The 12,614-nt window shown below is 37.8% G+C and carries 11 protein-coding genes and 2 tRNA genes; all 13 read right to left on the bottom strand.

Features of this window, described 5'->3' with window-relative positions; genetic code table 11:
- Positions 1-21: 21 nt before the first annotated feature.
- The 13 genes from ACNTMY_RS01715 to ACNTMY_RS01655 all read right to left on the bottom strand — a co-directional run bounded on the left by ACNTMY_RS01715 (position 22) and on the right by ACNTMY_RS01655 (position 12,601).
- Positions 22-906, bottom strand: coding sequence for an SPFH domain-containing protein (locus ACNTMY_RS01715; RefSeq protein WP_423215216.1), 885 nt, complete (start codon positions 904-906; stop codon positions 22-24).
- Between the two features lie 140 nt (positions 907-1,046).
- A complete protein-coding gene (ilvA, locus tag ACNTMY_RS01710; RefSeq protein WP_423215215.1) occupies positions 1,047-2,297 on the bottom strand; it encodes a threonine ammonia-lyase IlvA in 1,251 nt (416 codons plus the stop codon).
- A gap of 106 nt (positions 2,298-2,403) precedes the next feature.
- Positions 2,404-3,426 (bottom strand): ketol-acid reductoisomerase, encoded by a 1,023-nt coding sequence (ilvC, locus tag ACNTMY_RS01705; protein ID WP_003067603.1) that lies wholly within the window; start codon positions 3,424-3,426, stop codon positions 2,404-2,406.
- A 69-nt stretch (positions 3,427-3,495) separates the two neighbouring features.
- Positions 3,496-3,981: an acetolactate synthase small subunit gene (ilvN, locus tag ACNTMY_RS01700; protein WP_423216421.1), complete on the bottom strand. Its 486-nt coding sequence runs from the start codon at positions 3,979-3,981 to the stop codon at positions 3,496-3,498.
- Positions 3,974-5,677: an acetolactate synthase large subunit gene (locus ACNTMY_RS01695; RefSeq protein WP_423216420.1), complete on the bottom strand. Its 1,704-nt coding sequence runs from the start codon at positions 5,675-5,677 to the stop codon at positions 3,974-3,976. Before ACNTMY_RS01695 ends, ilvN begins: the two co-directional genes overlap by 8 nt.
- A gap of 132 nt (positions 5,678-5,809) precedes the next feature.
- Positions 5,810-7,531, bottom strand: a complete 1,722-nt coding sequence (ilvD, locus tag ACNTMY_RS01690) for a dihydroxy-acid dehydratase (RefSeq protein ID WP_074639779.1) — start codon at positions 7,529-7,531, stop codon at positions 5,810-5,812.
- A gap of 189 nt (positions 7,532-7,720) precedes the next feature.
- Positions 7,721-9,391, bottom strand: a complete 1,671-nt coding sequence (locus ACNTMY_RS01685; RefSeq protein WP_033152084.1) for a DAK2 domain-containing protein — start codon at positions 9,389-9,391, stop codon at positions 7,721-7,723.
- A complete protein-coding gene (locus ACNTMY_RS01680) occupies positions 9,391-9,756 on the bottom strand; it encodes an Asp23/Gls24 family envelope stress response protein (protein ID WP_003063261.1) in 366 nt (121 codons plus the stop codon). Before ACNTMY_RS01680 ends, ACNTMY_RS01685 begins: the two co-directional genes overlap by 1 nt.
- A 116-nt stretch (positions 9,757-9,872) precedes the next feature.
- Positions 9,873-10,061 (bottom strand): 50S ribosomal protein L28, encoded by a 189-nt coding sequence (gene rpmB / locus ACNTMY_RS01675; RefSeq protein ID WP_021141651.1) that lies wholly within the window; start codon positions 10,059-10,061, stop codon positions 9,873-9,875.
- Positions 10,062-10,266: 205 nt separating this feature from the next.
- Positions 10,267-10,339 (bottom strand) — tRNA-Thr (locus tag ACNTMY_RS01670).
- 112 nt (positions 10,340-10,451) lie between these two features.
- Entirely contained in the window at positions 10,452-11,333 is an 882-nt protein-coding gene (locus ACNTMY_RS01665; protein ID WP_024344752.1) for a class II fructose-bisphosphate aldolase, read from the bottom strand.
- A 199-nt stretch (positions 11,334-11,532) separates the two neighbouring features.
- Positions 11,533-11,618 (bottom strand) — tRNA-Leu (locus ACNTMY_RS01660).
- Between the two features lie 59 nt (positions 11,619-11,677).
- On the bottom strand, positions 11,678-12,601 hold the full coding sequence (locus ACNTMY_RS01655; protein ID WP_423216850.1) for an alpha/beta hydrolase: 924 nt from the start codon (positions 12,599-12,601) through the stop codon (positions 11,678-11,680).
- Between the last annotated feature and the right edge of the window lie 13 nt (positions 12,602-12,614).

The raw sequence follows: 12,614 nt of genomic DNA, 5'->3' as shown, positions 1-12,614 counted from the left end.
GAGATTCTTTTTTATACTCAATTATTTTGCCTTTAACGATGACAAAATTTGAGTGCGAATATCTTCAATACCTTCTGGATGATTTGGCAAGAAGAGTGTTTGATTACCTTTAGCAGCAAAAGTATTCAAAGTATCAAGATATTGGTTAGTTAGCAAGATTGACATGATTTGTTCTTCAGTCATACCTACATTGGCATCTTTTAATTCTTGAATAGATTCGGCTAAACCATCAACAATGGCTTTACGTTGTTGAGCGATACCAACACCATGAAGACGATCTTTTTCTGCTTCAGCTTCCGCAGCAGTTACAATTTTAATTTTATCAGCATTAGCTAATTCTTGAGCAGCAACACGTTTACGTTGGGCTGCATTGATTTCGTTCATTGATTGTTTAACCTCAGCATCAGGTTCAACTTTAGTAATCAATGTTTTCACGATAATATAGCCATATGTAGACATTTCTTCAGCAACTTGATGTTGAACTTCAAGAGCAATTTCATCTTTTTTCTCAAACAATTCATCTAAAGTCAATTTTGGAACAGATGAACGAAGAGCATCTTCGATGTATGATTTAATTTGAGCTTCAGGACTCATAAGTTTATAGTATGCATCAGTGACATTTTGCTCATTAACACGGTACTGTGTAGCAACGTTTAAAGTGACAAAAACATTATCTTTAGTCTTAGTTTCTACAACAATTTCAGATTGCAAAAGACGCAATTGAATACGCGCAGCAATTTTATCAATGCCAAATGGCAAGCGAACATGAATCCCACTAGTAGACGTTGTTTGATATTTTCCAAAACGTTCGATGATAGCAACAGTTTGTTGACGAACAACATAAAGCGTACTTGCAACAATACTCAAAATAAGTAGCAGCACAAGTACAAAAATAATCAAAAACATGATAAATCCCCTTTCTTGTACCCATAGGTTAATACAATTATATTTTATTTCTCTAAAAAGTCAAGGAAAATCATAAAAACAAGCTGAGTCATAAGACCCAGCTTATTTAGCTTATTAAAATTATTCTAAAAAACATCTTATCAGACTAGTAGATTATAGAGACTTTCATTTCCGTGAAGGTTGATATATGAAGGATCAAAACCAGATAATCGATCAATAAAAGCCGAATAATCATTTTTATCTCCTAAAGTTATGCCAATGAGAACTGGGCCTCTACCTTTATTAGCACGTTTGATGTATTCAAATCGCGTGATATCATCATTTGGACCCAAGATATTATTGACAAATTCACGTAAAGCTCCTGGACGTTGTGGAAAATTAACCACAAAATAATGTTTGACTCCGTCATAGATGAGAGCACGTTCTTCCATTTCTTGCATACGATTGATGTCATTATTACCGCCAGAAATGATACAAACGACTGTCTTACCTTTGATATCATCTTTCATAACTTCAAGTGCAGCAATTGAAGAAGCTCCCGCTGGTTCAGCGATGATTCCTTGTTTTGAGTACATATCAATCAGTGTCTCTGAGATCAAGCCCTCATCAACACCGACTAATTTATCTACGTATTTTCGAGCAATTTCAAAAGTTTTTTCACCAACTTTTTGCACTGCAATCCCATCAGCGAATTTATCAATTTCTTCCAACTTTACAGGATGACCTTTATCAAATGCTGCGCGCATACTTCTTGCACCTGATGCCTCAACACCAACTACTTCAATCTCTGGCGAAGCGTCTTTAATGTAGGTTGCAACACCTGAAATTAATCCGCCGCCACCAACTGGAACAAAAATATTATCAAACGTTACGCCTTCTTCTTGAGCTTGTTCATAAATCTCATATGCTACAGTTCCTTGTCCTGCTTGGACATCATCATCATCAAATGGATCAATAAAAGTCATTCCTTCTGACTTCGTAAATTCTTGAGCAGCTTGAGCAGAAGCATCAAAAGTATCACCAACCAATTTGATTGTCACGTAAGGACCACCGAAGAACTTAACTTGCCCAATTTTTTGCTGAGGAGTTGTTACAGGCATAAAAATTGTTGCTGGAATTTTCATTTCATGACAAGTAAATGCCACACCTTGAGCGTGGTTACCTGCTGAAGCACAGACAACTCCACGTTCCTTATCTTCATCTGACAACTGATGAATAGCATAATAAGCTCCACGAATTTTAAACGAACGCACTTTCTGCATATTTTCTCGTTTAAGATAAACAGTTGCACCATATTTTTCCGATAAATAACGGTCAAAATCTAGGGGTGTACGCTCAACAACATCTTTTAAGACGTCGTAGGCGTCAACAACATCCTTAGCTAAGATCATAAACTACCTCTTCTAATATTTAAATATTTTATATGACAAATGGCTGATTAATAGATAAAAAACCGATGACTAACATCGGCCTTTTATAAGTAGATTTCTTCAAAAATTAGTTATAAATTTTGAATGCATCGTCATCATTTTGGTTAACAAAAGGCATTGCTTTACGAAGTTCTGCACCAACTTTTTCAATTTCAAGTTCTGCAGCTTCTTTACGATAAGCTTCAAGTTTTGGACGACCAGCTTTATAATCGCTAACAAATTCTTCAGCAAATTTACCAGATTGAATATCAGCAAGAACAGCTTTCATGTTTTCTTTAACATCTTTAGTGATGACACGTGGACCTGAAACGTAGTCACCAAATTCAGCTGTATTTGAAATTGATTGACGCATTTTCTTGAATCCACCTTCGTAAATAAGGTCAACGATAAGTTTCATTTCATGAAGAACTTCGAAGTAAGCCAATTCTGGAGCATAGCCAGCTTCAGTAAGAACTTCAAAACCAGCTTCGATAAGAGCAGTCAAACCACCACAAAGAACTGCTTGTTCACCGAACAAATCCTCTTCAGTTTCTTCTTTGAATGTAGTTTCAAGAAGTCCAACACGCGCAGCACCGATACCTTTAGACCAGTCCATTGCGATATCTTTAGCGTGACCAGTAGCATCTTGGTAAACAGCGTAAAGTGCTGGTACACCAAATCCTTCAGTGTAAGTACGGCGTACAAGGTGACCTGGACCTTTAGGTGCACACATGAAAACATCTACTGTTTCTGGAGCTTTAATGTATTCAAAACGGATATTGAAACCATGAGCAAAACCAAGTGCATTACCTGCTTCAAGGTTTGGTGCAATTTCTTCAGCATAAAGTTTTGCTTGGATTTCATCTGGTGCCAAAACCATGATAACATCAGCTAGTTTTGTTGCTTCAGCTACTTCATATGTTTCAAAACCATCTTCTTTTGCTTTGTCGAATGATTTACCATGGCGAACCCCAATGATAACATCGTGACCTGAGTCACGCAAGTTTTGAGCATGAGCATGACCTTGTGATCCATAACCGATAACGGCAATTTTTTTACCATCAAGAGCTGCTACTTTTACGTCTTTTTCGTATTCCATTGTTACTGCCATAATAAATATCTCTTTTCTATTTTTATTTTAACTGCCTGAGTAAGGCAAATGTTAACTAATTTAAATATTTTAACAAGAAAAATCTCTTGAAAATCCTGTTGCACCTGTGCGAGCAAGATTTTGAATGCCATAAGGCTTAACGACACGAAGTAAAGCATCAATCTTATCACCATCACCTGTTACTTGAATGGTAATTGATTTTGGTGCCACATCAACAACACTCGCTCGGAATGGTTGAATAACAGCTAAGATTTCAGCACGTTTACTTGTCGGAGCTGTCACCTTAACCAAGATTACTTCACGTTCCAAATGCGGAATATCAGTGATATCACGAATGCGAAGCACATCAATCAAACGATTAAGTTGTTTAATGATTTGCTCAACTTCTTCCAAATTCTCAACATCAATAATGATTGTAATGCGAGAAATATTTGGCTCCATTGTCTGCCCAACTGATATAGACTCAATATTAACCTGCCTGCGTGACAGGACGCCGGTAAAGCGATTGAGAACACCTGTTGAATTTTGAAGTTTAGCTGTTAACATTCTACGCATTAAACCTCACCCCCAACATCTCACTATTTGATTTCCCTGATGGTACCATCGGATAAACTTGCTCACGATTTGAAATTGCTAGTTCAATTAGCATTGGTTTATTTTCGGTAATGACCTTCAAGTCCTCTTCTAATGTGTTTGGATTAGTGAACTTGTAATGCGCAACACCATAGGCTTCAGCCATCATTTGGAAGTTTGGCTCATCATCAAAGGTTGACTCACTTCGATGCTCATCGTAAAACGACTCTTGCCATTGGCGAACCATGCCAAGTGAATGATTGTTGACCAAAACTACTTTAATCGGAACACCGTAGCCATTTAGCAAAGCGAGTTCTTGGTTTGTCATTTGGAAACCACCATCACCAACAAAAAGAATGACTTCCTTATCAGGATTAGCTAACTTAGCACCAATTGCAGCTGGGATACCAAATCCCATTGTGCCGAGCCCTCCAGATGTAATCAACTGTCTTTCATTTTTGTAAGGGTAAAATTGTGCTGTCCACATTTGGTGTTGACCAACGTCTGTAACAACAATCGCATCACCATCAGTGACTTTACCAATCGTTGCAATAGCATGTTGTGGCTTAATCACCGACTCATCAAAATCATAACTAAATGGTGCTTTTGCTTTATTAGCAAGAACAGATTCAGTCCAATTATCATGACGCGTCTTGACCTCATCTTCATCAAGAAGAATTTGTAAAGTGCGCTTGGCATCACCAACAATCGGAATCTGTGTTTTGACCACTTTTCCAATCTCTGCTGGATCAATATCAACATGAGCAACAACTGCTTTTTTAGCAAATGTTTTGGGATTTCCTGTTAAGCGATCAGCAAAGCGAGACCCAAAATTTATCATGAAATCACACTGTGTCAGAGCCATATTTGATGCATATGATCCATGCATACCACCCATTCCCAAAGAAAGTGGATGATTGATTGGCATAACACCCAAACTCAGTAAAGTTGAAACAACAGGAATGTTATAACGCTCTGCAAAAGCAATTAACTCTTCAGATGCACCAGAGTAATTCACTCCGCCACCAGCAATAATCAGCGGACGTTTTGCCTTCTTCAACTGCGTTAAAATCTTCTTAACCTGCAAAAGATTTGGTTCAATTGTCGGTTGATAACTTGGAAGGTTAACCGTCGAATCATAATAAAATGATGTTTTAGTTGCCGAAATATTTTTTGGAAGGTCTATCACAACCGGTCCAGGTCGGCCAGTTGTCGCAATGTGAACTGCTTCCGTCACAATGCGTGGAACATCTGCCACATCACGTATCTGATAATTATATTTTGTAATCGGCATTGTAATACCGATAATATCAGCTTCTTGGAAAGCATCTTTACCGATACCTGGCATACCAACTTGACCAGTGAAAACAAGCAATGGAACACTATCACTCATCGCGTCAGCAATTCCAGTGATGGCATTTGTTGCACCAGGTCCACTTGTTACAATCGCAACACCAAGCTTACCAGTTGATTTGGCATAACCTTCCGCTTCATGGAGGGCACCTTGCTCATGACGTGACAGAATATGACGGATACCCTCAAAATTATAAATCGCATCATAAAGTGGTAAGACTGCCCCACCTGGGTAGCCAAAAATTGTATCAATTCCTAGACTAGCCAAGGTTTCCAATAATAACTCTGATCCATTTTTGGGTTCTTCTAATCTAATCTGATTCACGAGCTCCTCCTTTTTCTATATATTTTGAATTATCTAAAAATTCAAACAAGTTATATCTATGATAACATTTAAAAAAAATAAAGCAAGTGAAAGTAGCAATAAAATACTAACTTTCACAAATTATTTTTAACTTTACTTTTTATCTTGGCTTTCGCGTTCTGCTTTACGTTCTTCAAACTCTTCTTGAGTCATCATTGACCCACCAAAGTTTGCAGATGAAGCAAAGGCTGTATAACGGCGCAACCAACCACTAGAAATTTTTGATTTAAATGGTTTCAAATGTTTACGGCGTTCTGCTAAAGTATCATCATCAACAATCAAATCAATCGTGCGATTAGTCAAATCAATATAGATTTCATCACCATCTTCAATAAGTGCGATATTTCCACCTTCTGCTGCTTCTGGCGATACGTGACCAATTGCAATACCACGTGTAGCTCCAGAAAAACGTCCATCTGTAATAAGGGCAACATCTTTACCTAGACCACGCCCAACAATTTTAGACGTTGGCGCAAGCATTTCAGGCATACCAGGACCACCTTGAGGTCCTTCATAGCGAATCACGACAACATGACCTTTTTTAACGGTTCCATTATCAATCAATTCGAGCGCTTCATCTTGAGAATCACAGCAGATAGCTTTCCCTCGGAAGGTCTTAACAGAAGGGTCAACACCACCGACTTTGATAACCGCTCCGTCTTGTGCAATATTTCCATATAGAACTGACAAACCACCTACCGGAGAAATTGGGTGTTCAATTGGGTGAATGATTTCTTCGTTCTTAATTTCTGCACCAGCTACATTTTCTTTCAGAGTCTTACCAGTAACCGTAATACGATCACCCTTGATTGTTCCTTTTTTAATCAATTGATTAATAATCGCTGAAATACCACCAGCTTCTTGAACATCGTGCATTGTATAAATGCTTGATGGTGCAATTTTAGAAAGATATGGTGTCTTCTTAGCAATTTCATTGATATCAGTAAGGTCATAGTCAATACCTGCCTCACGCGCAATAGCAAGTGTGTGAAGAACTGTGTTAGTTGACCCACCCATAGCCATATCAAGTGCAAAGGCATCGTCGATAGCTTCTTTTGTAATAATATCTCGTGGACGCAAATTATTTTTAACATTGTCCATCAAGTGTTTTGCTGCTTGTCTTACCAATTCACGACGTTGATCTGATACAGCAAGAACTGTACCATTTCCTGGAAGAGCAAGACCAAGAACTTCCATAAGAGAGTTCATTGAGTTAGCTGTGAACATCCCTGCACAAGAACCACACGTTGGACAAGCATTTTGTTCCAAATAATCTAATTCTTTTTTAGACATATCACCAGCTTGATAAGTTCCGACAGCTTCAAAAAGACTTGACAGCGTTGCTTGGTGACCTGTCATATCAACGCCACCTTTCATCGGACCACCTGAACAAAAGACTGCAGGAACATTGGTACGAAGCGCAGCTAAAATCATACCTGGTGTGATTTTATCGCAGTTAGGAATATAGAAAACACCGTCAAACCAGTGTGCATTGATAACTGTTTCAGCAGCATCTGCAATGATTTCACGAGATGGAAGACTATAACGCATCCCAATATGCCCCATAGCAATTCCGTCGTCTACACCAATGGTATTGAACTCAAAAGGAATACCACCCATTTCACGGATAGCTTCCTTGGCGACATCTGCCAATTCACGCAAATGAACATGTCCAGGGACAATATCAATATAAGAATTACAAATTGCGATAAATGGTTTTTGCATGTCTTTAGCAGATTTTACTTGCCCGGTTGCATAAAGAAGACCACGGGCTGGTGCTTTATCCACACCTACCTTAATCATGTCACTTCTCATCTGTTTTCTCCTATCAATTAAATCTTACACACCATGTTAACACTTTAAAAAATAAAGTCAAGTAATTTTCAGAAAATTTTGTTAGTTAACAATTTTCTTTCTATTAGATGTTTAATTGACACTTTTTCTTTGTGAAGACAAAAAAAGAAAGCACCGAAGTGCTTCCTTTATCTTTTATCAAATAATATATTATTCAACACTCATCAAGTATGGATAAACTGGTTGTTTACCTTCGTGAATTTCAACTTCAACGTCTTCGTAAGTTGATTCAAGGTAATCAGCCATTTCTTCAGCCAATTCTTGATTTCCTTCTTCACCAACGTAGATAGTGACAATTTCGCTATCTTCGTCAATCATTTTAGCAAATGTTTCTTTCAAAGTAGCTGTCATGTCTGGGTTAGAAACCACGATTTTACCATCAACCATACCAAGGTTGTCATCTTTGTGGATTTCAAGACCATCGATAGAAGTATCACGAACAGCAAGTGTTACACTACCACTAACAACATCTGAAAGACTAGCTGTCATAGCTTCAACGTTTTCTTCCAATGATTGAGTTGGGTTGAAAGCTAGCAAGCTTGTAAATCCTTGAGGTACAGTACGTGTTTCAACAACTGCGGCTGGTACTTCAGACACTTCTGCTGCTGATTGTGCAGCCATGAAGATGTTTTTGTTGTTTGGCAAGATGATAACATTTTTAGCATTAACAGCTTCAATTGCTTTAACGATATCTTCTGTAGATGGGTTCATTGTTTGGCCACCTGAGATAACGTAGTCAACACCTTGTGATTTGAAGATATCAGCTAAGCCATCACCAGCACATACAGCAACAATTGCAAAGTCTTTTACTTCTTTGCTAGCAGCTGCAGCTTGAGCTTGGTCTTTTTCAAGAACAGCATCGTGTTGGTTACGCATGTTATCAACTTTAACTTTTTTAAGAGCACCATATTTAAGACCTTCTTGAAGGACTAAACCTGGATCTTCTGTGTGGACGTGAACTTTAGCAATTTCATCGTCGTTAACAAGGATAAGTGAATCACCTAGACCACCCAAGAATCCTTGGAATTCATCGTAGTTAAATTCTTTTACGTAAGTAGGACCTTGTTTAAGAGCAACCATGATTTCAGTACAGTAACCGTATTTGATATCTTCAGTTGCAACGTGTTCAGCTACAGATTTGTGGTGTTCAGCGTTAATCATTTCTGTCATAACCGCTGGAGTCGCTTTGAAATCTTCAGAAGCAATGTATTCACCAGTCAAAGCAGATAAGAAACCTTCATAAATGAAGACTAAACCTTGACCACCTGAATCGACAACACCAACTTCTTTCAAAACAGGAAGCATTTCTGGTGTTTTAGCAAGCGCACCTTTTGCACCTTCAAGTGCAGCACGCATAACTTCAACAGCGTCGTCAGTTTCTTCTGCTTTTTTAAGAGCAGCTGTAGCAGCGCCACGAGAAACAGTCAAAATAGTACCTTCAACAGGTTTCATAACAGCTTTATAAGCTACTTCAACACCTGATTGGAAAGCATGAGCAAGGTCTTTACCAGTCAATTCTTCTTTATCTTTGATTGCTTGACCAAAACCACGGAATAATTGAGATGTGATAACACCTGAGTTACCACGTGCACCCATCAAAAGACCTTTTGAAAGGATTTGTCCAACTTCTCCAACTGTAGATGCAGGTTTGTCTGCAACTTCTTTGGCACCATTTTCAATTGTCATTCCCATGTTTGTTCCTGTGTCACCATCTGGTACAGGAAAAACATTAAGGGAGTTTACATATTCTGCTTGATTTCCAAGACGAGTGCTAGCAGCTTGAACCATTTCTTGGAATAAACTTGTTGTAATATTTGACACTAATCTTCTCCTACAACTTTAATATTTTGTACGTAAACATTCACCATGTCTGCTGAGAGGCCAAGTTGATTTTCAAGATTAAACTTGACACGTTCTTGAATGTTCTTAGATACTTCAGAAATTTTTACACCATATGACATTACTGTGTAAACATCGACTGAAATACCACTTTCTGTTGATTTGACAACAACACCTTTTGCGTAGTTTTCTTTACGCAGAAGCGCTTGAAAATTATCCTTAAGAGCACTTTTACTTGCCATACCAACAACACCAAAAATTTCTGTTGCTGAACCGCCAACAACAGTTGCAATTACGTCGTCAGATAACTCAATTTGGCCATCTTTTGTATTAATTTTCACAGTCATATTTACTACCTCAAAAGTTTTAATCAGTTTATTTTACCATATATTAGCCGTATTGTAAAAAATAATGGAAAAAATACCGTTTACAAAACAAAGAAAAAAGCCTTTCGGCTTTTATTTTATACGCGTTCAACTTTACCAGATTTAAGCGCACGAGCTGATGCCCAAACTTTTTTAGGTTTTCCATCTACAAGAATAGTAACTTTTTGAAGATTTGGTTTAACTGCACGTTTAGTTTTGTTCATTGAGTGTGAACGGTTGTTTCCTGATACAGTCTTACGACCTGTGAAATAACAAACTTTAGCCATTTTATCTGCGTCCTCCTACTTAGATTATAGGTGTTTTACACCACATACCATAAAATGATAACATATTGGACCTAATTTAGCAAGTATTTTAGTCAATAATCATTAAAAAAGTTTTAGAAAAAGGTATATAATTTCTAAAGCTGCCCGAAAAATAAGAGAGTTTTGTAAATAAAAAAGCCCCAAATATCGGGACTTTTCTTTCTTTTGCCGATTGCAGGAATTGAACCTACGACCTACGCGTTACGAGTGCGTTGCTCTACCGACTGAGCTAAATCGGCTAACAGGTTCATTATAGCACTCGCTAAAATAATGTCAACAAAAGAGATGATTTCTAAAGAAAAAATAAAAAAACTTCCCAGATGGGAAGTTTTTTTACGAAACGAAGTCTGATTAAGCTTTGTTAGCTGAACCAAATACGTCGATACGTTCTTCAACAGCTTCAGTAATAGCTTCGAAACCTGGTTTCAAGAATTTACGTGGGTCGAAGAGTTTTTTCTTATCGTATTCTTCTTCGTTTGCTTCGTATTCAGCAACAAATTTACGAGTAGCTTTAGCGAATGCGATTTGGCATTCAGTGTTAACGTTAACTTTAGCTACACCAAGTTTGATAGCTGCTTTGATTTGATCATCAGGGATACCTGAACCACCGTGCAATACGATTGGGAATCCTGGTACAGCAGCAGTCAATTTTTCAAGGTGGTCAAGGTGAAGACCTTGCCAGTTAGCTGGGTAAGGACCGTGGATGTTACCGATACCTGCTGCAAGGAAGTCGATTCCTGTAGCAACCATAGCTTTAGCATCTTCGATTGGTGCCAATTCACCGCCACCAACGATACCGTCTTCTTCACCACCGATAGTACCAACTTCAGCTTCAACTGAAACGCCTTTAGCGTGAGCTTTAGCTACAACTTCTTTAGCTTTTTCAAGGTTTTCTTCAAGTGGAAGGTGTGAACCGTCGAACATAACTGAAGTGTAACCAACTTCGATACATTCCAATGCATCTTCAAAGTGACCGTGGTCAAGGTGAATAGCAACTGGTACAGTGATACCCATTGATTCTACAAGGTTTTCGATAAGTGTTTTACAAAGTTTGTAACCACCCATGTATTTTGCAGCACCCATAGAAGTTTGGATAAGAATTGGAGCTTTTTTAGCTTCTGCTGCACGCAAGATTGCTTGAGTCCATTCAAGGTTGTTTGTGTTAAATCCACCAACCGCATATCCGTTTTCACGGGCAGCTTTGATAAATTTTTCCGCTGAAACGATTGCCATTATATAGGCCTCCTATTTATTTTTTGGGATATACCCTTTTTATATGTACATTCTATCACAAATTAAAAAAGATTGCTAGCTTAACTTACAATTTGGCTGATTTTATGTAAAAAAAGCAATGAAAACGAAAAAATTTTCATTACTTTTCAATATTGATTTTAAAACAAAAAAAGACAAGCACTCTCTGGCTTGTCTACTCTGCGGAAAGAGGGACTTGAACCCTCACGATCTAAAGCGATCACAGGATCCTTAGTCCTGCGCGTCTGCCAATTCCGCCATTTCCGCTGTTCCTTAACAACATAAATAATTATATCAGTGATTCATGTTTCTGTCAACACTATTTTTCAATTTTTTTGCAAAAAAGCTGAAATTTTTTCAAAATATGTTGTTGGATCAGTTTCAAACGATTTAGCATGACCCGCACCTTTGGCTATATAAAGGTCTTTTTCACCTTTTGAAGCACGATAGTTTTTATAAACCATACTTGTTGGAACAAATACATCCTTACTACCGTGGATAAAAAGAGTTGGTCTTTCATTTTTCTTCAACTGATTAACACAGCTTGCTTGTCCATATGAAAATCCCGCTCTAATTTTCGAAACAACTGAAACTTCATAAACCAATGGGAATGAAGGTAATCTGTACATTTCTTTTGCTTGATATTTGATTTCGTCCCAGACGCTACTATATCCGCAATCTTCAATAATATTAACCACTTGTTTAGGCAAAGACTCTTCTCCAGAAGCCATCATAACAGTCGCAGCTCCCATTGAAACTCCAAATAGAGTGATTTGGCTATTAGAATTCTCCAAAGCGAGTAGTTCAGCCCATTTAATAACATTCAGACGATCATTCCATCCAAAACCAATAATTCGTCCTTCACTTTCACCGTGAGACATATTATCTGGCATAAGGACATTATAGCCCATCTCATGGAACATCCATGCGTAAGGCTTCATATCCTCTTTTTTACTATTAAATCCGTGTACTACAATGATAGTCTTGTTCGTTTCATTTGCTGCAGGAACATACCAAGCATCTTGTTTTAGCCCCTGATTAGTCATCCAGCGTGTTTCTTTTGATAAGTGATCAAAATTTTGTTCAAAAGTATATAATGCATTATCTTTTGAACGCGCCTTATGGCTGATAAATGATTTTTCTTCACGAATTTGTGCAACATGGAAAAAATAAAAACTTGCCCCAACACTTGTGACAAATAATAGTGCAACAATCCATAACAAAACAATACGTTTTCTTATCTTTCTAATTCTCATTTTTCTC

Source organism: Streptococcus equinus (assembly GCF_049393735.1).
In the GTDB taxonomy this organism is placed as follows: domain Bacteria; phylum Bacillota; class Bacilli; order Lactobacillales; family Streptococcaceae; genus Streptococcus; species Streptococcus equinus_G.
The sequence above is the reverse complement of the archived record's forward strand: the minus strand, read 5'-3'. Positions and strand labels throughout refer to the sequence as shown.

Coding starts and splice junctions, on each gene's coding strand:
- ACNTMY_RS01715 (WP_423215216.1), bottom strand. CDS start 906: ATGTTTTTGATTATTTTTGTACTTGTGCTGCTACTTATTTTGAGTATT.
- ilvA (WP_423215215.1), bottom strand. CDS start 2,297: ATGATCTTAGCTAAGGATGTTGTTGACGCCTACGACGTCTTAAAAGAT.
- ilvC (WP_003067603.1), bottom strand. CDS start 3,426: ATGGCAGTAACAATGGAATACGAAAAAGACGTAAAAGTAGCAGCTCTT.
- ilvN (WP_423216421.1), bottom strand. CDS start 3,981: ATGCGTAGAATGTTAACAGCTAAACTTCAAAATTCAACAGGTGTTCTC.
- ilvD (WP_074639779.1), bottom strand. CDS start 7,531: ATGAGAAGTGACATGATTAAGGTAGGTGTGGATAAAGCACCAGCCCGT.
- ACNTMY_RS01680 (WP_003063261.1), bottom strand. CDS start 9,756: ATGACTGTGAAAATTAATACAAAAGATGGCCAAATTGAGTTATCTGAC.
- rpmB (WP_021141651.1), bottom strand. CDS start 10,061: ATGGCTAAAGTTTGTTATTTCACAGGTCGTAAGACTGTATCAGGAAAC.
- ACNTMY_RS01665 (WP_024344752.1), bottom strand. CDS start 11,333: ATGGCAATCGTTTCAGCGGAAAAATTTATCAAAGCTGCCCGTGAAAAC.